We start from the raw sequence: 23,059 nt of genomic DNA, 5'->3' as shown, positions 1-23,059 counted from the left end.
GAGGGGCTTTTTCTAGCTTTTCTTTTCCAGCACCAGCACTACCTTATTGAAGTTGGCGGCGGCATTGATGACGTTGCGGTAAGCCTCGAAGTCCTTTTTGGGCCAGCGAATCTGGTCGTACACTTCGTCGATGGTGACGGTGACCTGCTGGCCCTGCTGCTGGTAGCCCGAACGGAAATAGTACACGGGTGCTTTGGCGTCGGTACCGGCCTGCACGTCGGCCTTCAGGTCCTGGAGGTTGCGCACCTGGTAGCCGGCGGGCAGCTCGAAGGTGATGACGCGGTGGTAGCTGCGGTTGAAGTCGTTTTCCACGTCGAACTGCCGCTCCTCGGTCTGATACAGCTCCGACTGCGGTCCGATCAGTTCCCCGATGCGGAACAGGTAGCGCGGCCCCGCCCGGTCCAGCAGCGCCCCCGATTCCACAGTGGCATCCACAATAAAAGGCTTGCTCAGCGGGCTCAGGCCCCGCTCCCCATTAATTACTTTCAGGCTTTTGAAGGTGGCATCCTTCACGTTGGCCTTCACCAGCTCCTGCATGGCCTCGGTGCGCTTGTCTTCGGGAATGAAGGAGTAGTAGGGCTGAATGGCTTGCGCGTTATAGCCCCCAAACACCTGGCGGATATCGACGGTGGTTTTGTCTAGCGTGGGTGCAAACTGCACTTTCACGTCGAGGTCATTGCTGCTCTGGGCGGCCGTGAGGGTCGGAATAGCCCGCACCTTACCAACTGCCGAAGTGGTGCTACCCAGCTTCACAGTGCGGATAAACAGGCCCTGGTTGGCTGTCCACTCGGCCGGAATCATGCCGTAGCGGTAGTCGGGGCGGGCGGGCGCCAGCCACTGCTTGGGGCCGGGAAAATAGAAGATGGCGTTGTCGAGGTAGTTCCAGGTGTCGAAGGTTTCGTCGAATACCGCCTGGTCGCGGCCGGTGGTAAAGCCCAGCTCGTGCTCCACGCCCAAGCGCGTGAACAAGGCCGCAAACAGCTTGGTGAACACGCTTTCGGAGGCATTGCGGGTGGAAATGGACTGGGCAACGCCGCCATCGGCGCTGGGGTCGAGGTTGAAGTTGCCCTTCACATATTGCTCTACGGCCTGAATTTTGGCTTCGGGTGCGGCCCCGGCCGGCACGCTGACTTGCTTGAGCAGCTTGTCTACGGCTTTGTTGTCGTCCTTGGATAGCGAGTAGATGTTCTCGTACAGGTACTGGCTGGCGTCGGTCCAGGTGAAGAGGCGGGCATTTCCGCGGGCCTGGTTGTAGGCCAGCTTGTACTCCACCCGCATCTGCTCGGCCTGCACGTTGGCAAAAGCCTCCTCGCGCACGGGCGCCACTTTATCCAGGTGCAGGCGCGTCACGCGCTTGCCCTGTACCACCGTGTCGCGTTCAGCCCTGGGGCCGTGGTAGATGCGCACGTCGAAGCGCAGGGCCTCGGGCGTAATCAGCTCAAAGGTGACGTCGCGGGCGGGCGTTTCGCTCTGGAGGTAGTCGCGGCCGTAGAGGCGCATGGGGCGCGAGCGGGTGTAGACGTACTCAATCTCGCTGCCCTTCTCCACGCCTTCCACCGCGAAGATCTTGTAGCGCCGGTCGCCGTCGTCGTCCTGCAGCTCCTTGATGTTGCTTTGGTTTACTTCCACCATCTCCCCGCGCGGACTGATGGTGCGGGCCTTGATGGACAGCAGCTGGCCGCCATCCTGCACCGGAATGTAGATTTTGTTGAACCGCTCGATGGCGTCGGCGGAGTTCACGCGCACGATGCGGTGTTCGGTGCTGTAGATCTGGAGGTTTTCCCCTTTCTCATCAAACAGGTACTCGTGGGCCGTAAAGTCGCGCACTACCACGGCGGGCAGTTGGGCATCGGCGGCGGAAATGGGCAGGCGGGCGCGCTTGGCCTGCCAGGTGTAGGCACCGTGGCGAAGGTTGGCGGGAATGGATTGGGCCAGCAGTAAGGGCCCGGTGAGCAAACTGATGGATAGCACGGCCCACAAGCGGGCCCACACGCTGGATTTCATGCGGAATAGGTAAACGGAAAGGAAAAGGACGGAGGAAAAACGGCCTGGTATTTCAACCGCAGGGAGGAATCTGAGGCAAGCTACTCAACGGCAGTGACCCAGATTCCTCCCCGTGGTCGGAATGACAACCATGTGCAAACGAAAACGGCTAGGCTTTCTTGCGCTTGAGGATAATAACGTCGCGGTAGGCGGCGGTGAGCTTATCGACCATGGCATTCCACTGGGCAAACTCGGTGGGCTGCAGCAGCAGGTAGTTCACGTACACGTCCTTGCTCTGCACAATTTTGTTGCCCTGCCGCTCGTAGCGAATGTTGAAGCCCAGCACCTTGTCTTTGCCTTCAGCGTTGGCGGGCAGGTACTCCACATCGTAGCCGACCGGAATTTCAAACTCCGTGCGGGTGTGGTCGGTGTGGTTGTATTCGTTGTAGCGGGGCAGGCGGCGCTTGGTGGGGTCTATCCGGTCGTTGGCGTAGGGCTGCTCCAGGTTCAGGTTCACGTAGATTTCGTCGTCGAGCTTCTGCACGTAGTCCTGCACGTGGTACTCGTAGTCGATGGTCAGGGGCTGGTCGCGCTCCTCGCGGTTATGCACGGCGTACTTATCCACGAAAAACTTGTTGTTACCGCGCTCCAGCAGTCGCTTCAGGTACTTGGGCTCGGTGGTCTGGTCGAGTCCGTCGAGAGCATACGACTGCCGGATTTTGGGGTAGCCGGCCATGGAAAGCTGGCCTTTGCCGCGCAGGCCGGTGCCGTCCAGCGTCACCGTCGATACGTCGGCTACGTGGTTTTTTTCCTTTTCAATCACCGGTACGCTCACCACTTTGTAGTTCTTGCCATCCAACGACAGCAGCGCCTCCTTGCCCTGAATCATGGACGAAGGCAGGCCGAACGGGGTGTACTGGCCGGTAGCATCGAGGAACACGTACTGGCCGGGCTTGGCCTCATAAGTGGCAATCATATGGTTGTCGACGCCGGGCGTGGCCACTTCGGAGTAGCGGTAAGGCAGGTCGCGGGTGCCAATCCAGGTGAGGTAGGATTTCACGCCGGCCAGCTTCAGCATCTCGTGGGTGAGGTTGGCCATGTCCTTGCAGTCGCCGTAGCGGCGGCCGTACACCAGGCCAGCGGCGTGGGGCACAAAGCCGCGCAAGCCGTTTTCAAAGGCAATGTAGCGCACGTTGTCCTGCACCCAGTAGAACACGCGGCGCACCCGGTCTTCCTCGGTTTTGGCGCCCACCATTAGCGAGTCCACCGTCTTCTTCATAGCCGGCGCGTCCTGCTTTTCCATCTGGCCCACAAAGCCGGAGTAAAGCGAAAACAGCTCTGACACGCCTGACAGCAACTTGCGCGGCTGACCGGCCACCGTGGCCTCCTCAATGTAGTACATCAGGTGCGGGCGGTAGTAGCCACCTTCGGGGGCGTTGTCGTCGCGGGGGGCGTGGGCAGGTTTTCGGCTACCCAGCGGTACACCACCGTATTGCCTTTTTCCTGCTTGCTGAACTGCACGCCTGCCTGCTCGGTGTGGAAGGGCTTGGCGTCAATCTTCACCCCTTTCGGGGCCGTAATCGTCAGCTCGGCGTGGCGCACGGGCACGTAGGAGCTGAAAAAGAACGGCTGCAGAAAGCGCGAATCGGGGTGGCGCACGGTATAGTCGGAGACGGTGCGCACGCCGGGCGCCACCTGAGGAAAGCTGAAGGTGGTGACGCGGGTATCGTCGTAGAAAATACCGGGCTGGGTTTCAAACTTCGATTTGAAGTCCGTCACCTTCACCGTCTTGTAGTCGCGACCGTTGGGCACGAGGGTGCGGGCTTCCACCTTCTGCAGGCGATTGAAGTGGGAGCTGAACACCCGGTCATCGGCGTACATGGCCGACTGCGGCTCCAGGTGCAGCATATCATAGTGGTGGCGGGCCAGCACCTGCACCGAGTCGCCCACGATTTCCACCGTCAGATCCTGGCGGTAGTCGAGGTACACGGCCTTTTCGCCGGGGTACTGCTGCTGGGCCTGCGTGAGCTGCTGAGCGGCTTGCTGGGCCCGCGCCGTTAGTGAGCCGGCGAGGGCGAAAAAGACCAGCAGGCAGGTGGCCCACAGGCGGTTATTTGGTGCCGTATACATAGTTGTTCCAATACACTTCGGTTCGTAATGGTTTCCCATCAGCCCCATAATATACAGTAGGCCCGGCTTTTTCCCCAGCGCGGTACGTCTCTTCCCGCTCCAGCGTGCCGTTTGGCCGATAATATTTGCTGCGGCCGTGCAGTTCGTTGTGGAGGTAGTACTCTTCCTCCATCTTTTTGCCGTCGGGATAGTAGGTAACGAGCAGCCCGGTAAGCCCGCCCTGCTTGTTTTCGGAGCGGCGGTACACCTGCCCGGAGCTGTAGTAGAGGGTGCGGGGGCCTTCCACGTAGCCGGCCCGGTAGGTTTCCTCAGCGGCGGGCTTGCCGTTGGCAAACTGCGTGCGCAACGCAAAGTCGGGGCCGGCGGGCACAGCCTGGGTGGGACCGGTAGCGCCGGCTTGTGGCCGGTACTGCGCCAGCAGGCCGTGGTGGTAAATACGCTCCAGCATCAGCTCACCCAGCAGGTTGTACTGTCGGTTGGCGCCGTGCAGCTCGCCGCCTTCGTAGGTCAGCACCACATCGGGCTTGCCGTTCTCGAAGTAGTAGGTCCACTCCCCTTCCTCGTTGCCCTGGCGGTAGCGGCCCCGAAAGCGCAGCTGCCCCGATTCATAGTAGGATTTCCATTCGCCCTCGCGCTGCCCGTTCTGGTACTGACCTTCCGTGGACACCTTGCCGTTGGGGTGGTAGTTGCGGGAAGGGCCTTCGGGCTGGTTGCGCTGGTAAGCCAGAGTAGCCGAGGGCTTCCCATTCGAGTAAAACCAGGTGTTCAGGCCCTGACGCTGGTAGCAGCCCAGCGGCACGGTAAGGCGGGCGCGGCCCCCGGGGTAACGCAGGGTGTAGCCCTTGGCCTCGGGCCCCAGCTCCACGCGGTCCAGCACCTGCCCTGTGGAGTCGAAGGCGACCATGGTCAGCAGGCGGCCGCTGGCGCTGCGGCGCTCCTCGGTGAGCTTGCCGGTGGGCGAGTAGCTGCGGGCCGGGCCCTGGGAGTCGCCCTCGTGGATGTTATAGTCCTCGCTCAGCGTACCATCGGCGTAGAAATCCTGCCAGTGGCCCTCAGCTTGGCCGTTGCGGTAGTAGCCCGTCTGGCGCGTCACGCCATCGAGGTAGAAGGAAGTCGTGGGTCCGTCGAGCGCGCCGTCCACGTACTCCTGCCGGGACTCCAGCTGCCCATTGCGGTAGAACCCGTCGGAGCGGCCGTGCAGCGCCCCATCCTTGAACTGGCGCACCAGCCGCACGCTGCCATCCGGGCGCAGCCAGCGCCACTCGCCGCTGCGCTGCCCATCCACGTAGGCGCCAGTATACGCCACGGCCCCGCTGGGATAGAGGCCCCGCACAGCATTGCTACCTTTTTTGAGGGTGGTACGGGCCAGCTCCTTGCCGCCTTTATCGAAGTATGCCAGGGAGCTGACGCGGCCGTGGTCGTACTGGATTTCGGCGGCCAGCTTGCCGTCGTCCTCGTAGTCTTGGTAAAGGCCGTGCAGCTCACCTTCCGCATCGAAGTTGTTTACCTCGCTGAGCTGGCCGTTGCGGAAAAAGGATTTCCAGGTGCCCGTTTGCTTGCCGTGCTCGTAGAAGCCGGCACTCATCACTTGGCCATTGTCGAAGTACTCGGCGTACTCGCCGTGCAGCTCGCTGAAGTCGTAGCTACCTTTCTTCTCGATTTTCTTGCCGGGGTAGTACACCACGAACGGCCCCTGTCGGCGCCCATCCACGAAGGTATATTCGTACTCGGTGGTGCCATCAGGGTAGAAGCCGGTTTCGGTGCCGTGCTTTTCGTCGTTGCGGAACGTGCTGCGGGCTTCCAGCTTGCCATCGGGATAGAAGGACTCCAGCGGCCCGTCGAGCTTGCCAGTCTTGTACGTGCGGGCCTCGCGCACCGTGCCGCAGTAATAGTGCACAGTGGCTTTGCCCTCGGGCTCCCCGGCCAGGTACTTCCCGCTCACCGACAGGGCCCCGTTGTCGTGGTAGCTGCGGTAGTCGCCGGTTAGCTTGCCTTCGGCGTCGTAGCTGGGAGTGCTTTCCAGCTTGCCATCGGCCTGATAGAAGCGCCAAGCGCCGGTTTTCTCGTGGTTCGGGCCGAAGGTGCCTTCCCCGCTCACGGCGCCGCCGTAGCCTATCAGCAGCCAGGGGCCGGTAGCCTGCACTTTGCCTTCAACCAGCGTGCCGGCGCCCAGGCCGTACAGGTCGCCGTCTTCATCAAACCAGCCAGGCAGCTGCGTAGGGTAGCCTTTGTAGCTGACTGGCTGCTGCTCGCGCAGGCGCGTCAGGGCAGGGCCCACGGCGGCAGCCATCTTATCCACCTTGCTTTTGTTGGACTTCACCCACTTGCGCGCGCCCGCGTCATTGGCCGACGACAGGATGAAGTAAGTGAAAGCCGTGCGCGTGTCGGGGTTGCGCAGGGCTTCGACCAGGGGCGAGTAGGCCCGCACCCAGAAGTCGGCGGCCGGACTGGCCGCGGTGGGGTATTTTTCCACCAGCAGCTGCACCTGCTTTACCAGGTTGGCGTTGAACTTCACGGACGTGGTGTACTCCTTGCGCAGCGCAATCTTGGCGTCGATGAGCTGGTCCAGCTCCTCAAAGTCAGCGTTGGGAAACGTGGAAGGCAGCTTTTCCTTGTCTTCGTACTGCGTAGCGTGGGAGGCCAGCTGCTCCAGCAGCACCAGGCCGCCGTTGCTTCGCTCACTGCCCGGCTCCACGGCCAGAAACGCCATCAGGCTGAGCATAGCGTGGGTTGTCTGGCCCTGGCGGGCAGCCAGCTGGCCCAGCTGCAGGTGGGTGCCCGCGTGCAGAGGCTTCAGCTCCAGGCTGCGGCGCAGGCTGGCAAACGCCGCCTCGGGCTGGTTGGCCATGTTCTGGGTGAGGGCCTGATTGTACCACAGCAGCTGGCTGTAAGGGTATTGCTTCAGGCCGCGCTGGTAGGTTTTCAGCCCGGCTTCGTAGCCCAGCAATTCCTCCTGAGCGGAAGCCAGCGTATTGTAGATGCCGGGCTCCTGGTGGCCCATGAGCATGGCCCGCTCCCCGGCTTCAATGGCTTCCTTGTACTGCTTGTTGGCGTAGTACGACAGCGCCAGCTCCGACTGCACCTGGGCATAGCTCGTGTCGCTGGCCGGCACGGCCAGGTAGCGGGCAATAGCCTCCGTAAATTTGCCTTCGTCGTGCAGGGCTACCCCGGCTTTGATGGCCTCGGTAGAGCTAACCAGCGGAGGCAGGTTGGGGACATTTTGCCCCAGCGCTGCGTGACCTGCACCCCAAAGCAACCCAAGCAGTACGCCGCTGGCAGTAATCAGACGCATAAAATCAGGAAAACGAAATTCAATAATACCCGTCCATTACCCGAACAGAGCGGGGTGTTCTTACAATAGTACCACCATCAGCGGCAAAGGCCAACCTCCCATTGTGCTGGCTGCCCGTTATTTTTTGCCTTTGCGCGACGGAGCAGGCGTAGCCGGGTAAATCGTCAGTTCCTGATAGGTGGAAACCGGGTCAGTTTCGCGGCGGAACTCCAGTTCCGGCAGCTCCCCAATGACCAGCTCGGCGGTGGTATACACGCGGTTTCCTTCCAGTAGATGCCCCCCAGCATCCGGCCCGTGGAGTCGGCCACGGCCAGGTGCAGGTGGGAGCCGCTCAGCGCGAGCGTACCTACCAACGATACTATTTCGAAGTGCCCGTGGTAGGTGCTGGGCCCGCTCTGGTTGGCCAGCCGCAGCGAAACCTCGGTGAGGCTGCCCACACAGGTAAGCACGGCCGCGGCCCGCAGCTGATGCTGCTCCACAAAGCGCTGCAGCTCCCGGCGCAGGTCGTCGCCGGGGCGCAGGCGCAGGGCATAGGTGCGCAGCGTGGAGGCGGGAGCGAGACTGGCAGGCGTTGGCATAGCGGCGGGCGAGGAGGATTGCGCGTAGGCCGCCGGGCCGCTCAGCAGCGCAACCAGCAGCCAACCCCAGGGTTGAGCAGAAAAACAGGACATAGGCTCAAATATACCCATCACCGCGCAGCCCACCGAAAACAACAAAGCCGGCTACAGGGGCCGGCTCTGAGGTATTGAAGGGCAGAAAGGCTAGCGGTTGAAGCTCACGTTGGTGTAGCGGGCCTTGATGTTCACATTGGCCCCGGCCTTAGGCGTCGTGCGGCCGTACTGGCCCTGCAGGTCGCTGGAGGCCGGGCTCGACTCCTCGGAACGAACCGTGACGAGGCGCTTGTCGAGGAGCAGCTTGCCAAACTGGGTGTTCACGTCGAAGTTGAAGCCTGTGCCGTCGGGGAAGTTCAGCAGAATGGTACTGTAGCCTCCGTCCAGGTTGATCTGGCGGAAGTTGGGGCTGGTGTTGCGCACTTCAAAAGCTGGGCAGTGCTGCACTTTCATGTCCAGCCGCTCACTCACCTTATCCACGCTGAAGCGCCCGAACCCCGAGGTACCGCTGAGGCTGCGCACGGTGCCCAGGGCTACGTCGCCGTACTTGCTGTGCACGATCAGGTTCTGCACCGTCCCGATGTCGATATCCGAGTAGTTGTTGCGCAGCTCCACCACCTCGCCGGCATCGAGGCGCAGCTTGGCGTAGTTGGCATCGAGTGTGGCGCGGTTTACGTACTCCAGGGACGCGGAGCCGTTCTTGACGTGCACCACGTTGGCGCTGCCTTCGAGGCGGCCGGTGCGCAGAGTGCCGTATTCCATGCTCAGGTCCACGGGCGCGGTCAGGTCACCGGTGATGCTCACGTCGCCAAAGGTATTGGCCACGGCCAGCGCCTGGTTTTTAGGCAGCCACACGGTATAGTTGACTTCAAACAGCCGTTGTCGGCTCCAGCAGCCGCCGGGCATAGCGCCGAACTTCGACCGCACCGTGATGCCGCCGTTCGTGGTTGGGTCGTTTTCCAGCAGCGCTACCTGAATCATTTCCTGCAACTCCTGGGCTTTTTCTTCGCTGTCGGCCCGCGTGATGATGTCTACGTCGGTGCGCACTTCCTTGCGCGTCCACACGTTGATCTGCACCCGGCCGTAGCGCGTGTTCAGCAGAAACGGCTTGGTAAGCGGCGCCCGGAACGTGCGGCTGAGCTTGCGGCTTTTCTCGATAGTAGGCGTGGCCGGCTCGGCCTGGGGCCCCTGGGGGTCTTGGGTAGTGGTTTGGGTTGGACCCTGTTCAGTAGCAGGCTGGCGGTAATAGTCAGCTACGGGAGCATCGGGCACCGGATGGCTGGCAATCTGGCCCCGGCCCGGAGCGGCCAAAGTCAGCAGCCCAACCAGGGCCAGGGCCCGGCGGCTAGTCCAGAAAGATACAAAGCTCATCGGTTATCGGCGTAAAGCGTCGGCGTTTGCTGGGAGTCGTTGATTCGCTCCCGCATGCGCAGCTGCTGGTTGAGAATGTCCAGCCGAATCTGCAGGTTACGGTTCATGGCGTCCAGCACCATGTTGGGGTCGGGGTTGCGGGCCAGCTCTCCTTTCAACTCGTGGTAGGTGGAATCGAGGCTGGCCAACTCGCGGCTCCAGTCGGCGGGGCTGTTGGTGATGCGGGCTTCTTCCTCCAGCTGGCGCAGCTCGGCCTGGCGCTCCAGAATCTGCGCCGCGTAGTAGGACTCCATGCGGTGCACGGCGCGGGCAATTTCCAGGCGGGGCGAGTCGACGGCTGCCGTGGCAATGGCCGTGGGGTTGCCACCGGTGTAGAAGTTCAGGGCCTCGTCGGCAGAGGTAGCTTCGGGCTGAATGGCCCAGGGGGCCAGCGGAGTTTTTTTCCAGGCAGCCGTGGGCGGCGCGGTGTTGGGCAGCAGGAAGCTAATGCCCAGGATGCATAGCAGCGTTACAGCGGCGGCCACGCCGTAGCGCACCATCGACACGCGCCGGCGGGGTAGCGCGGCAGCTTCCGGCACGGGCTCAGCTACGGAAACCAGGCGCAGTACCGGCTCACCCGCGGCCTTGTTGGCCGGAGTGTTCAGCTTGGCTTCCAGGGTCTCCCAAAGGTCGGGGCTAGGCTCAAAGGCATCGAACTCGCCGCGGTGGCGGTCGAAGAATTCTTCAAGCCCGGTAGGTTTCTTTTGCATACAGGTGGTAGTTCGCACAATCCAACGTGGGGCCGTTATACGGCATGGCTAAGGCTTGGGTGGCCCTGCCGGCTAACGCCCGGTTTTTACATTCCGTGCTGGCGGGCCAGTTCCAGCAGTTTCTTGCGGGCCCGGCTGTACTGCGACTTCGAGGTAGACTCCGTGATATTCAGAATCCCCGCAATTTCGGCGTGGTCGTAGCCTTCCAACAGGTACAGCGTGAGCACCACGCGGTAGCCGTCGGGCAGCTCCTGCACGCAGCGCCGCACTACATCGGCCCGCCAGCCCGTGGTATCGGCATCCAGGCTTGGGTGCGCATCATCGGCTCCGATGCCATCGTGCTGGTCGGCCAAAGGCACCAGCTGCAGGCGGCGGTTGCGCAGGCAGTTAATGCTTTTATTGATGACGATACGCTTCAGCCAGGAGCCGAAAGACGAGTCGCCCTTGTACGTGTGCAGCTCCCGGAAGGCGCTCAGAAACGCCTCCTGCAGCACGTCCTCAGCCTCCGCATAGTCGCCGGTGATGCGCAGGGAGGCATTGAACATGGCGCGGGAGTAGCGCTTGTAGATTTCAGCCTGTGCGCGCCGGTCGCCCAGCCGGCACCGCTCCACGAGCGGTGCATTGATGTCGGTGTAGGCTACTGCTTCCATGCGGTATCGGGTTGGCGGGAAGGGGGAAAACGGAGAAAAGGTAAATATCCGACTTTTCAGGCGAAGCTCCCAGCGCCGGGAGGCAAGCAAAGGAAAGACAAGCGGTTAAGCCCAGGGTTGCACCACCGCGCTAACCTGGTTTTGCGGACGGTTGGTTCAGAGGCGCTTATCTTAGCAGCTTCTGCCAAAGCTTTTTCTACTTATGCGCGCTATTCATTGCTTACCCGCAGCAGGCCTTGTCATACTACTGGGCTGCAACAACAAAATCGACTTCGGCCCGAACGAAGGGTATACGGGCCGCGACAACAGCAACTACCCCGTTGGGTCTGAGGATAAAACGGATTGGACCTCCGACGAAAAATGGAATAAAAAAGAACTTGCCCTTTTCGATGACTTGGGGCTGGAGCTGAATGGCTACCAAGCTGGCGGAGTCCGCCGGGTGACGCTATATCCAAATCCTGTAGAGAATATGGCTGTCTTCTCACAAGACGTAACCAGCTCTTTTTCGAAAAAAATTAAGCTTGTTGACAAAAAGTACAAGGTTGTGCTAGAGCGTGACGCAGAGGTAGCCTCTCACGACTTAGCACTGAATACGAGTGCCCTGAAACTCAAAAAAGGCGCCACTTACCGCTTGTATTACGTGTACTACAACGGCAGCATCCTACACTACAAAGGTCACGGCGACATTCAAATGGCCAACTAAAAACGGCCCACCCGAATACCGGATGGGCCGTTTTGCCAAGTAGCGTGGGCGTGCTTAGATATCGAACTTGATGCCCTGCGCCAGCGGCAGCGCGGTGCCGTAGTTGATGGTGTTGGTCTGGCGGCGCATGTACACGCGCCAGGCGTCAGAGCCGGATTCGCGGCCGCCGCCGGTTTCCTTCTCCCCGCCGAAAGCCCCGCCGATTTCCGCGCCGGAAGTGCCAATGTTCACGTTGGCAATGCCGCAGTCGGAGCCGGTGTGGGCCAGGAAGGCTTCAGTTTCGCGCATATTCAGGGAGAAGATGCTCGACGATAACCCCTGGCGCACCCCGTTCTGCAGGGCAATGGCGTTTTCTACCTCGCCGCTGTACTTGATCAGGTACAGAATAGGCGCAAAGGTTTCTTCCTGCACCGTGTGGTATTCGTTTTTGGCCTCAACCAGCGCGGGCTGCACGTAGGTGCCGGTTTCGTAGCCCGCGCCATTCAGCACCTCGCCGCCCGTCAATAGCGTACCGCCTTCGGCCTGCACGCGCTCCAAGGCTTCGGAGAACATGCGCACGGCATCTTTGTCGATGAGCGGCCCTACCAGGTTGCCGTCCTGCAGCGGGTGGCCGATGGGCAGCTTGGGGTAGGCACTCAGCAGGCGCTGCTTCACGTCTTCGTACACATCTTCGTGGATGATGAGGCGGCGCGTAGTGGTGCAGCGCTGCCCGGCCGTGCCTACGGCCCCGAACAGCACGGCCCGAATAGCCATATCCACGTCGGCGTGGGGCGTGAGGATGATGGCATTGTTGCCACCCAACTCCAGCAGGGACTTGCCGAGGCGGGCGCCTACTACGGCGCCTACCTTCTTGCCCATGCGCGTGGAGCCCGTGGCCGAAATCAGTGGCATCCGCTCGTCGGCCGCCATCCGGCCTCCGATTTCGGCATCCCCGATAAGCACACTGAAAATGCCTTCGGGCAGCTCGTTTTCCCGCAGCACATCTTTGATGATGTGCTGCACGGCCACGGCTACCAGCGGGGTTTTCTCCGAAGGCTTCCAGATACTCACATTGCCGCACACAGCCGCCAGCATGGCGTTCCAGCTCCATACGGCTACCGGAAAGTTGAAGGCCGAAATGATGCCTACTAAGCCCAGCGGGTGGTACTGCTCGTACATGCGGTGCGCGGGCCGCTCCGAGTGCATCGTAAAGCCGTGCAGCTGGCGCGAAAGGCCCACAGCAAAGTCACAGATGTCAATCATTTCCTGAACTTCGCCGAGGCCTTCCTGCAGGATTTTGCCCATTTCGTAGCTCACCAGCTTGCCCAGCGGGTCTTTGTAGTCGCGTAGCTTGTTGCCAATCTGCCGCACAATCTCACCGCGCTTGGGAGCCGGCACCAGCCGCCAGGTTGTGAAGGCTTCCTCAGCGGTGCGCACTACCTGCTCGTAGTCCGCAGCCGTGGCCAGGCGCACTTTTGCAATCAGCTTGCTATCGGTAGGTGAGGTGATGCTTAGGAGCTGCTCGTTGTTGGCGCCGCCCCACTGTAAACCAGTGCTGTAAGCGGCATTTATTTCCTGGATGCCCAGCTCGCGCAGCACCTGACGGATACCGTGATGGTCGTGGTCCTGCACGTCGGTGCCGGTGGCGGTAGCTTCTTCGAGGGCTTGTTTCATGGGGTGTGGGTGGGTTATGGAAACTTGAGGGCTTGAGGCTTGGGGCCTTGATTAATATTATAAAACGCTTCTTACAAGCGCGAAAACCAAGTCCTATGACAGATACAAAGCTAACAAAAAAGCCTCCGCCAGGGTGGCGGAGGCTTTTCAAATAAACCCGGTGCAGCCAGCTTATTGGGCCTGCCCAATCGGGTAGAACGCTTTACGACCGTCGGGGTAAATACCCTCCACGAGCGCGCCCTGGTTGTTCTTCGCTTCTTCCAAGAAGCGTTTCACGTCCTGCGGCTTGGTTACTTTGTTTTTGTCGATGCGGGTGATGATGAACCCGTCGCCAATACCGGTTTCCTTGAAGTTGCTGCCGCGTACGCCCGAGATTTTAGCCCCGCCTTCAATGTCCAGCCGGTTCATTTCCTGGCGGGTGAGCGGCGCAAACTTGGCTCCTTCGTATTCCACCGAGGCCATCGATTCTTCGCGCACCACATCGGTAGTACCGGTAGCATTGCGCAGCGTAGCCGAGGCCGTACGCTCCTTATCGTCGCGTAGGTAGGTTACCTTGATTTTGTCGCCGGGGCGGAAGCGGGCCACCTGCTCCTGCAGCTGCGAAGACGTATTCACCTTTGCCCCGTTGATTTCGGTGATGATGTCGCCTTCTTTCAGGCCGGCATCGGCGGCGGCGCTGTTCTTGCTCAGGCCCATCACGTACACGCCGTTCAGGGTGTTGAGCTTTTTCTCGGAAGCCAGGGTAGCATCCACTTCGCGGATGTTCACGCCCAGCAGTGCCCGTTGCACCACTTTGTACTTCAGCAGGTCATCTACCACCTTGCTCACGATGGCGCTGGGCACGGCAAACGAGTAGCCCTCAAATGAGCCGGAGCGCGAGGCAATGGCTGAGTTAATACCAATCAGGTCACCTTTCAGGTTCACCAGGGCGCCGCCCGAGTTGCCGGGGTTCACCACGGCATCCGTCTGCAGAAACGACTCCACGCCCATGCGGTCTTCGCGCTGCAGAATGTTGATGTTGCGGCCTTTGGCGGAAATGATACCAGCCGTTACGGTGGAGTTCAGGTTGAAGGGGTTGCCCACGGCCAGCACCCACTCTCCTACCTTCACGTCATCGGAGTTGCCGTAGCGCACGAAGGGCAGGTTGTCGGCCTTTACTTTCAGCAAAGCCAGGTCGGTGGTGGGGTCGGCGCCTACCAGCTCAGCCTGGTACTTGCGCTTGTCGTCCAGCACGACTTCAATCTTGTCGGCTTTATCAATCACGTGGTTGTTCGTAACGATATAACCGTTGGCGGCAATGATAACGCCCGAGCCGGAGCCCATTTGTGGGCCCTGGGAGCGGCCGCGCCCCTGGTACTGGTCTAGGTCATCGCCGAAGAACTGGCGCAGAAACGGGTCCATCCGGATCTGGTCGTTCTGGGTCATTTTGGGGGCGTATTCCGTCATCACGTGAACCACGGCCGGCGTCACGCTGCCGGCAGCGGCCACAAAGTTGAGGCCTTCGGGCACCACGTAATCGGAGGAGCGCAGCTCACTGGTATAGCGCACATTGGGGTCAGCGGCGAGGGCCTGAGGCGAGTTGGTGTGCTCGGGCTCCAGCAGCTTGTATCCGCCCACGGCTACCGACCCGCCCAGCACGGCGGAAGCCATGAGGCCGAGCATCATTTGTTTGGCTTGCATGGATTGAGAACTGAGTTTGTTTTGAGGAAAAGAAGAGAGTTCTAAGATACAAATTCCCGCATGAATACCGCGTGAACGGCAGCAGCGGGTTCGTAACGTAAGAGGCCGACAACCTGGTATAGGGTTGCTTGTCTATAACCCGCGTATTGCAAAAAAGGCACCAACGAGTAGTGCCTTTTTTGCATTGAAGTCAAAATAACTAGCGAACCTTGATATGCTGCCTGGTAGTTTTGGCACTATCGAAGGGCAGCACCACCCGCAGGATACCGTCGGTGAGCTGGGCATCAATGGCCGTAACGTTTACGGTATCGGGCAGGCGGAAGGAGCGCGAGAAGCTGCCGTAGCGGGTTTCGATGCGGCGCAGCTGCGGGGCATCTTCGCCTTCCGTGGCAGGGGCTTTCCGCTCCCCGCTGATTTCGAGACGGCCTTCCTGAAAGTCTACTTTGAGGTCTTCTTTGGCTACGCCGGGCAGCGCCAGATGGAGCTCAAAACCCTGGGGAGTTTCCAGCACATCGGCTTGGGGAACAAAGGAAGCAGATGGTTTAGCGGTTGGCTGTACACTGTCGCGCAGGACTTCATTCAGCATGGAGTTGAACGCGCGGGAAGGACGAAGAGCAGGCAGGTTGTTATACAGAATCGTGGCCATGGTGTGGTACGAGAAAGGTTAGTTGAACACAGGAGCAATTCGCTGCTCTCTGCCCTACTTCTATAAATTCTGTACCACTCCCTAAACTGGCCAACCAAACCAGACAAAATGTCCTATTAAGCTCAACCAAATAATTAGATTCTAAATGAAACAACTATTAAACCGGCTTGCCAGCGTCAAAAGCGACAATTATACCAGCGCCAAAATGTCATTAAAATAGTATAAATTGTATCGGTACGGGTTGCTAATGCTGCGTAGGCAGTTGACGCCGCTCAAAGACGCGCCCTCCCTGAAATAAGGTAAAGCGCAAGTCAGCCCCGACTACTGGTCGGCGGAAATTGCGCGGACCACCGGGGATGGGGTTGCCTTCCTCATCGGTTTGGCCCAGCACCAGTTGGTAGGAAGTGGAGTAACCGGCCCAGGGCGTCAGATCGAGCCAGTCGGTAAAGCGCAGCCCCACTTCGGCGCGGGCAAGGCCAAAATCAATGAAACGTTCTTTGGGTTCGTCCTCAGCGCGCTGCAGACGCAAGTAAGCTGCGGCTTCGTAGGCCAGGCGCGGCCGGATGCGGATAGTGCGGCCAATCTGGAAGGCCCGCTCCAAGTCTACGCGCAGGCGCGTGCTGGCCCGGCTCTGGCCTACGTCGGTGATGCGGTACTCGGCGCTCAGGCGCTGGCCCAGCGTGAAGCTGCCCAGCTTGCCCCGGTGCCGGAGCAGAATTTCCGGGGTCAGGGCGCCTGTGCCCTCTTCCCGCTGGTAGCGGGCCGTGCCGCCGATGCTCCACTGCGCACTCCAGAAATGCTCGTACCCTACCTGCAGCTGCTTGCCGTAAAAGCCATCCGGGTTGGGAATAGCCGCGTTGGTGGTGCGCTGCCCGCGCAACCCCACAAACGCATAGTTTCCGCTTTGCAGGGCATATTCTACCTGAGCTTCGGGCCACAGCTCCAACTCGTAGCGGATGTGCTTCTGGGCCTGCGCCTGGCTGGCCGCTAGCAGCCCCGCAGCTCCTAGTAGAATACGTTTATGCATAGGTGGTTTCGGATTGGGAAGCGGCTGTCGGCACCATAGCCGCCAGCTCTGTAAGGGCCAGCCAAGCCATCAGGCCGGGGCCTACTTCCAGCGCATGAGCGTCCACGTCGAAGGTGGGCGTATGCACGGAAGAGGCGTGGCGGCCGTCGGGGGCGCGGGTGCCCAGGCGGTAAAAACAGGCAATGGTAGCCTGCGAGAAGTAGGCAAAATCCTCCGCAGCCATCCACTGGTCCAGCTCAACAACGTTTTCCGGGCCTAAATATTCTTCGGCGGCGGCCCGAACACGGGCAGTGAGCTGCGGCTCGTTTTCCAGGTACGGATACCCCCGCCGGATTTCCAGCTCGCACGTAGCGCCCATCGAGTCGGCCAGGCCTTCGCAGAGGCGACGCAGGTGCTCGTGGGCCTGGTTGCGCCACTCCTCGTTCAGCGTACGGAAGGTGCCTTCGATATACACTTCGTTGGGAATGACGTTGGTGGCGCCGTTGGCAATGACTTTACCGAACGATAACACCGAAGGCAGCTTAGGGTTGGCGCGCCGACTCACTATTTGTTGCGCCGCCACAATAATGTGGGCCGCCACCAGCACGGGGTCGAGGTTGAGCTCGGGCATGGCCCCATGGCCACCCTTGCCGCGCACGGTCAGGTACAGCTCGTCGGTGCTGGCCATGTAGCGGCCGGGGCGGATACCAATCTGGCCGGCGGGCAGCATCGGAAATACGTGCTGGCCCAGCACGCTGGCCGGCGCGGGGTTTTCCAGCACGCCTTCCGCAATCATCAGCGAAGCCCCACCGGGCAAAACTTCCTCGCCGGGCTGAAAAATAAGCTTTACGGTGCCTTCAAACTCGTCGCGCAGCTGGGTAAGCAGCCGCGCCACGCCCAGCAGCGACGACGTATGCACATCGTGGCCGCAGGCGTGCATCACCCCGGGGTTGGTAGATTTGTAGGGCACGTCATTCTGCTCCTGAATAGGCAGCGCATCCATGTCGGCGCGTAGGGCCACCACCCGGCTGGCGGGGTTGCGACCTTCGATAAGGGCTACCACGCCGGTTTTGGCCATAGGCTGTGGACTGAGCCCCAGCTGGCGCAGCTGCTCCGTAACGAAAGCAGCGGTATTAAACTCCTGGAACGACAGCTCGGGGTGCGTGTGCAGGTGCTGCCGCAAAGCTACCGTTTCGGCGGCGGCTTCGGCGGCCAGCGTTTTTAGGCGGGAAAGAAGATGCTGCATAACTATGCAAGGTAACGACCAGCCGCAGAAAACCGCACCCCTCTTTATTCAAACAATACGCTCAGCGTTGGCTTCACCGTAAGCACCATCGGGCGGCCGGGCGTATTGGGGCTGAAGGCGGCTTCCAGCTGCTCATCCGAAGCCAGCAGACGGCTCACCAGCAAACAGTCCGCAAACTCCAGATACTCGCCGCGCTTGTCGTTGTTGTAGCGGATGCGCCCGCGCACGGCCACCGTCAGATCCAAGAGAATAGCCCGGGAAGTAGTGGAAAACAGCGTTACGTCCACCATGCCGTGCTCGGGCCACAATGACACGCGCAGCTGCAGATCCTGCTGCTGCACGCGGTAGCGGTAGCTGCCGTTTTCGCCGGGCGTAGGCGTTGCTTCCAGCCCCTGCAACAGGTCCAGCTCATCCCACTGCAACTGGCGCAACGACAACATAAGCGCTAAAATGAGGTTTTGTTGAGTACCACCTGCGCGGGCTGCAGCTCGGCCTTGGGTGCCAGCGGCCGGATGCGTAGCAGAGCAGCTTCAGCCTCCAGGCGCGTGAGGTAGTCCCCAATCCAGAGGCGGTAGAGCGGCTGCTTGAAGGCAATGTAGTCGGTTTCCTCGGGGTAGCGGCTGATGACTTCGCGGCGGATGCTCATGGCCTGCTCGCGCTCCATGCCCACATAGGCCAGGATGCGGAAGCCCTGGGCATATTTCACATTTTGATTGGTGAAAGCCTGGTCGCGCAGGCGCTGCTCCACCTGGGCATTCACCTGATTGGTGGGCGTAATGGCTACCGGCGCCTTGGTCGGTGGTGCGGCAGGTGTTTTAGGAGCGTTGAACACCGGCCGGTAACGGCTCAGCTCCTCCGCCGATAACGTCGGAATTGCGGGCTGACGGGCAGTATCCGGGGCAGAGGTTTTGGCGGTAGACACGGCCGGGGCCGAGGCCGCGCAGGCACCCAGCGAAATCAAAGCGGAAAGCAAAAGCACGTTACGAAGTAGCAGAAGTTTCATCGGCAGTCGGCAGCAAAGCTATACTATTGGAAGAACCCAGCCGGTCGGCGCCGGCCGCTACCAGCGCCAGGGCGGCCTCGCGGGTGCGGATACCGCCCGAAGCCTTGATACGGATATGGGCCGGCAGGTGGCGGCGCATCAGCTCAATATCAGTCACCGAAGCGCCCCGGTTGGCAAAGCCGGTAGACGTTTTCACGAAGTCGGCGCCGGCTTCTGTGCACAGCTCACAGGCCCGGATGATTTCCTCCTCCGTGAGCAGTGCGGTTTCGATGATGACTTTCAGAATGGCCTGCTTGAAGTGGCACAACTCAGCCAACTCCCCTATTTCGTCTTCCACTTCCGCCAGCCGCCCCGATTTAAAGGCGGCCACGTTGATAACCATATCCACTTCTTTGGCGCCATCATTCAGCGCTTGGTGCGCTTCGAAGAACTTCACCTTGGTGAGCTGATAGCCCAGCGGAAAGCCTACCACCGTGCACACCGGCACACCGGAGCCATGCAACTCTTCAGCCGCAAAACGTACGTAGCAAGGCGGCACGCACACAGAGGCAAAGCGGTACTGGGCCGCCTCGGCGCAGAGCTGGGCAATCTGCTCCTGAGTAGCGTCGGGGCGCAACAGGGTGTGGTCAATGCGGGCGGCGAGGTCGGGAGGTGAAGCAGACATAGGCAGCGCGGAGAAAGAGAAGAAAACAGCAGTGGCAGGCGAAACTCACCTGCCACTGGCTGTACTATGCAATTGCAGAAAAATTAGTCGATGATAACGGCGCGGTTACTCACGATATCCTCTTCCACGCTTTTGTATTTCACGTCGCGCACGATGCGGCCGTCCATGTACTGCACGCTCACCCGCTCGTTGCGGTTAGCCACTTTCTGGGAGCGGGCGGGCGTCTGCTTTTCCAGCACCTGGGGCTGTTGCCCGGCCTGCTCCAGGTCTTCGGGGCCAGCGCCCAGCGAAGTCGACGACACCTCTTTCTCGGCGCGCAGCTTGGGCTGGGGCGCAGCCTGCGGAATTTCGTCTTCCACGTAAAACTCGGGCTCCTCAATGCCCGCTTCGCCGGCCTGCATGGGGATGTCGGCGCGGAACAGGAAGTGCACGGTTTCCTCGTTCACCTTCGCAATCATGCGCTTGAACAGCTCAAACGACTCGAACTTGTACACCAGCAGCGGGTCTTTCTGCTCATACACGGCATTCTGCACCACCTGCTTCAGGTCGTCCATGGCGCGCAGGTGCTTGGTCCAGGCTTCGTCGATAACGGCCAGCGTCACTACTTTTTCCATCCCCCTGATCAGTTCCTGGCCGTTGGTAGCCTGGGCACGGCGCAGGTTCACTACCGACTGCACCTGCTTGCGGCCATCGGTGAAGGGCACGGCAATGTTTTCGAAGGGCGCGTTCTGGCCGATCAGGTCGTTGATGAGCGGCATCGAATGCTCGCCAATCACCTGGCTCTTGTCTTCGTAGTAGCCCAAGGACTCATCGTAGAGCTTCTGGGTAAGTTGCGGCGCGGGCATGCTGTTGAGCTCCTGCGCCGTGAGGTGCGTATCGTAGCTGAACAGGCGGATAATGGCCAGCTTGAAGCCTTCAAAGTCGTTGGTGGTTTTGTGGGCCGTCACAATGTCTTCGCAGACGTCATAGATCATATTCCACACGTCCAGCTCCAGCCGCTCGCCAAACAAGGCGTTGCGGCGGCGCTTGTACACCACTTCGCGCTGGGCATTCATCACGTCGTCGTACTCCAGCAGGCGCTTGCGGATGCCGAAGTTGTTTTCCTCGACTTTCTTCTGGGCGCGCTCAATGGAGCTTGTAATCATGGAGTGCTGAATTACTTCGCCTTCTTCCAGACCCATACGGTCCATGAGCTTGGCAATGCGCTCCGAGCCGAACAGACGCATCAGGTTGTCTTCCAGGCTCACGAAGAACTGCGAGGAGCCCGGGTCGCCCTGGCGGCCGGCGCGGCCCCGCAGCTGCCGGTCTACACGGCGGCTTTCGTGGCGCTCCGTACCGATGATGGCCAGTCCGCCTGATTCTTTGGCGGTGCCGCGCAGCTTGATGTCGGTACCGCGGCCGGCCATGTTGGTGGCAATGGTCACGGTGCCTGGGTGGCCAGCGCCGGCCACAATCTCGGCTTCGCGCTGGTTTTGCTTGGCATTGAGCACCTGGTGCGGGATGTTGCGCAGCTTGAGCATGCGACTCACCAGCTCCGAAATTTCCACCGATGTAGTACCTACCAGCACCGGACGGCCGGCTTTCACCAGCGTCTGGATTTCTTCGGCCACGGCGTTGTACTTCTCGCGCACCGTCTTGTAGACCTTGTCGTGCTCGTCCTTGCGCGAAATGCCGCGGTTGGTCGGAATCACAACTACGTCGAGCTTGTAGATTTCCCAGAACTCACCGGCCTCGGTTTCGGCCGTACCCGTCATGCCGCCCAGCTTGTGGTACATGCGAAAGTAGTTCTGCAGCGTCACGGTGGCGTAGGTCTGGGTGGCGTCTTCCACGCGCACGTTTTCCTTGGCTTCAATGGCCTGGTGCAGGCCGTCGGAGTAGCGGCGGCCTTCCATTACGCGGCCGGTCTGCTCATCCACAATTTTCACCTTGCCGTCGTCACTCAGGATGTACTGGTCGTCGCGCTCAAACAGGGTGTACGCTTTCAGCAGCTGGTTCACGGTGTGCACCCGCTCCGACTTTTCCTGGTAGTCGTTGATGAGCTGCTCTTTCTGCTGCAGCTTGTCTTCTTCGGAAATAACGGCGCTTTTCTCGATGGCCGCAATTTCCATCCCAATGTCGGGCATGATGAACAGGTGCGGGTCTTCGCCCTGGGCCGTAATCAGGTCGATGCCTTTTTCGGTCAGCTCAATCTGGTTGTTCTTCTCGTCAATAGTGAAGAACAGGGGCTTATCGGCCGCCGGCATCTGGCGGGAGTTGTCCTGCATGTAGTAGTTTTCTACTTTCTGCAGCACGGCGCGCATGCCGGTTTCCGAGAGGAACTTGATGAGCGGCTTGCTCTTGGGCAGCCCGCGGTAGGCGCGAAACAGCATCAGGCCGCCCTCTCCTTCTTTGGGACCATCGTTGCCTTCTTTGATGAGCTTGCGCGCCTGCACCAGGTAATCCTGCACCTGCTTTTTCTGCTCGTTCACCAGCCGCTCAATGCGGGGCTTCAGAATGTGAAACTCGTGTACGTCGCCGCGCGGCACCGGGCCCGAAATGATAAGCGGGGTGCGGGCATCGTCAATCAGTACGGAGTCCACTTCGTCTACCATGGCGTAATGGTGCTTGCGCTGCACCAGCTCGCCGGTTTCGCGGGCCATGTTGTCGCGCAGGTAGTCGAAGCCAAATTCGTTGTTGGTCCCGTAGGTAATGTCGGCCAGGTAAGCTTTGCGGCGGGCGTCGGTGTTGGGCTGGTGCTTGTCGATGCAGTCAACCGTAATGCCGTGGAATTCAAACAAGGGCGCATTCCACTCGGAGTCACGCTTGGCCAGGTAGTCGTTCACCGTCACCAAATGCACGCCGCGGCGAGCTAAAGCATTGAGGAAGGCAGGCAGAGTTGACACCAGCGTTTTGCCTTCGCCGGTAGCCATTTCGGCAATTTTGCCCTGGTGCAGCACCACGCCACCAATCAGCTGCACATCGTAGTGCACCATGTCCCAGGTGATTTCGGCCCCACCGGCCAGCCACTTGTTGCTCCACGTAGCCTGGTCGCCCTGAATGGTGACGTTGCTTTTGCGGCGGGAAATTTCGCGGTCGAAGTCGGTGGCGGTAACTACCAGCTGGCCGTTTTCCTTGTAGCGGCGGGCCGTTTCCTTCACGGTGGCAAAGGCCGCGGGCAGTACTTCCAGCAGCACGACTTCCAGGTCTTTGTTGCGCTGCTTTTCCAGCGCATCAATCTGGTCGAAGATTTTTTCCTTCTCTACGATGTCCAGGTTAGGCTCGTCGGTGATGCGCTGGTGCAGGCCCCCAAGCTGGTCGTCGATGCCCTTCAGCCGCTCATCAATCCGGGTGCGTACCTCGGCGGAGTGCTGGCGGAGCTGGTCGTCGGTAAGCGGTGTCAGTTTGGCATATTCGGCGTTGATGAGTGCCACATACGGCAGAATCTCTTTCAAATCCCGCTCGGACTTGGAGCCGAACACTTTGGCAACTGCCTTCCCTATGAAATCAAACATGCTGGTAGATATTGACTGAAAACGCCGCAGCGTAACTCAAATTTACGGCGTTTTTCGGGAATCCCCCGAAACGACGAAACCCCAACACCTCAAAGAGTGTGCGGGGTTTCGTTTTGACAGACACATTGGCAAGATGTGAAGTTGTGAATTGACGTTTTGCTGACACATGACTGTTCAAGCA

Annotated in this window: 18 protein-coding genes; 1 reads left to right on the top strand and 17 read right to left on the bottom strand. The window is 60.3% G+C overall.

Annotated features, from left to right (window positions below):
• Positions 1-12 precede the first annotated feature (12 nt).
• The 8 genes from LRS06_RS12915 to LRS06_RS12880 form a co-directional block, all read right to left on the bottom strand.
• Complete coding sequence (locus tag LRS06_RS12915) at positions 13-2,004, bottom strand: DUF3857 domain-containing protein (RefSeq protein WP_257871849.1); 1,992 nt, start codon at positions 2,002-2,004, stop codon at positions 13-15.
• A 148-nt stretch (positions 2,005-2,152) separates the two neighbouring features.
• Complete coding sequence (locus tag LRS06_RS12910) at positions 2,153-3,385, bottom strand: transglutaminase family protein (protein WP_257871848.1); 1,233 nt, start codon at positions 3,383-3,385, stop codon at positions 2,153-2,155.
• Positions 3,385-4,113 carry a DUF3857 domain-containing protein gene (locus LRS06_RS12905; protein ID WP_257871847.1) on the bottom strand — a complete coding sequence of 243 codons (729 nt, stop codon included), beginning with the start codon at positions 4,111-4,113 and terminating at the stop codon, positions 3,385-3,387. Before LRS06_RS12905 ends, LRS06_RS12910 begins: the two co-directional genes overlap by 1 nt.
• Positions 4,094-7,405 carry a hypothetical protein gene (locus LRS06_RS12900; RefSeq protein WP_257871846.1) on the bottom strand — a complete coding sequence of 1,104 codons (3,312 nt, stop codon included), beginning with the start codon at positions 7,403-7,405 and terminating at the stop codon, positions 4,094-4,096. The genes LRS06_RS12905 and LRS06_RS12900 overlap by 20 nt, the downstream gene beginning before the upstream one ends.
• A 164-nt stretch (positions 7,406-7,569) precedes the next feature.
• Positions 7,570-8,076: a PPC domain-containing DNA-binding protein gene (locus tag LRS06_RS12895; RefSeq protein WP_257871845.1), complete on the bottom strand. Its 507-nt coding sequence runs from the start codon at positions 8,074-8,076 to the stop codon at positions 7,570-7,572.
• 90 nt (positions 8,077-8,166) lie between these two features.
• A complete protein-coding gene (locus LRS06_RS12890; RefSeq protein ID WP_257871844.1) occupies positions 8,167-9,387 on the bottom strand; it encodes a hypothetical protein in 1,221 nt (406 codons plus the stop codon).
• Complete coding sequence (locus LRS06_RS12885; RefSeq protein ID WP_257871843.1) at positions 9,384-10,136, bottom strand: hypothetical protein; 753 nt, start codon at positions 10,134-10,136, stop codon at positions 9,384-9,386. Before LRS06_RS12885 ends, LRS06_RS12890 begins: the two co-directional genes overlap by 4 nt.
• 86 nt (positions 10,137-10,222) lie before the next feature.
• Positions 10,223-10,786, bottom strand: coding sequence for an RNA polymerase sigma factor (locus tag LRS06_RS12880; protein ID WP_196953927.1), 564 nt, complete (start codon positions 10,784-10,786; stop codon positions 10,223-10,225).
• A gap of 202 nt (positions 10,787-10,988) precedes the next feature.
• Between LRS06_RS12880 and LRS06_RS12875 the strand changes: the two genes are divergently transcribed.
• Positions 10,989-11,489 carry a hypothetical protein gene (locus LRS06_RS12875; protein ID WP_257871842.1) on the top strand — a complete coding sequence of 167 codons (501 nt, stop codon included), beginning with the start codon at positions 10,989-10,991 and terminating at the stop codon, positions 11,487-11,489.
• 54 nt (positions 11,490-11,543) lie between these two features.
• On the opposite strand, the gene LRS06_RS12870 is transcribed toward LRS06_RS12875, so the two are convergent.
• The 9 genes from LRS06_RS12870 to secA form a co-directional block, all read right to left on the bottom strand.
• Entirely contained in the window at positions 11,544-13,142 is a 1,599-nt protein-coding gene (locus tag LRS06_RS12870) for an aldehyde dehydrogenase family protein (protein WP_257871841.1), read from the bottom strand.
• Between the two features lie 171 nt (positions 13,143-13,313).
• A complete protein-coding gene (locus LRS06_RS12865) occupies positions 13,314-14,822 on the bottom strand; it encodes a Do family serine endopeptidase (protein ID WP_257871840.1) in 1,509 nt (502 codons plus the stop codon).
• 199 nt (positions 14,823-15,021) lie between these two features.
• Positions 15,022-15,468, bottom strand: a complete 447-nt coding sequence (locus tag LRS06_RS12860) for an Hsp20/alpha crystallin family protein (protein ID WP_257871839.1) — start codon at positions 15,466-15,468, stop codon at positions 15,022-15,024.
• A gap of 244 nt (positions 15,469-15,712) precedes the next feature.
• Positions 15,713-16,495: a hypothetical protein gene (locus LRS06_RS12855; protein WP_257871838.1), complete on the bottom strand. Its 783-nt coding sequence runs from the start codon at positions 16,493-16,495 to the stop codon at positions 15,713-15,715.
• Positions 16,488-17,720: a M20 family metallopeptidase gene (locus LRS06_RS12850; RefSeq protein WP_257871837.1), complete on the bottom strand. Its 1,233-nt coding sequence runs from the start codon at positions 17,718-17,720 to the stop codon at positions 16,488-16,490. The genes LRS06_RS12855 and LRS06_RS12850 overlap by 8 nt, the downstream gene beginning before the upstream one ends.
• Before the next feature lie 44 nt (positions 17,721-17,764).
• A complete protein-coding gene (locus LRS06_RS12845; RefSeq protein ID WP_257871836.1) occupies positions 17,765-18,160 on the bottom strand; it encodes a hypothetical protein in 396 nt (131 codons plus the stop codon).
• A gap of 5 nt (positions 18,161-18,165) precedes the next feature.
• On the bottom strand, positions 18,166-18,723 hold the full coding sequence (locus LRS06_RS12840; RefSeq protein ID WP_257871835.1) for a sporulation protein: 558 nt from the start codon (positions 18,721-18,723) through the stop codon (positions 18,166-18,168).
• Positions 18,701-19,387 carry a deoxyribose-phosphate aldolase gene (gene deoC, locus LRS06_RS12835; RefSeq protein WP_257871834.1) on the bottom strand — a complete coding sequence of 229 codons (687 nt, stop codon included), beginning with the start codon at positions 19,385-19,387 and terminating at the stop codon, positions 18,701-18,703. Before deoC ends, LRS06_RS12840 begins: the two co-directional genes overlap by 23 nt.
• A gap of 83 nt (positions 19,388-19,470) precedes the next feature.
• A complete protein-coding gene (gene secA / locus LRS06_RS12830) occupies positions 19,471-22,878 on the bottom strand; it encodes a preprotein translocase subunit SecA (protein ID WP_257871833.1) in 3,408 nt (1,135 codons plus the stop codon).
• Positions 22,879-23,059 lie beyond the last annotated feature (181 nt).

Source organism: Hymenobacter sp. J193, from assembly GCF_024700075.1.
Taxonomy (GTDB): domain Bacteria; phylum Bacteroidota; class Bacteroidia; order Cytophagales; family Hymenobacteraceae; genus Hymenobacter.
This window is presented reverse-complemented; position numbering and strand designations above follow the sequence as displayed.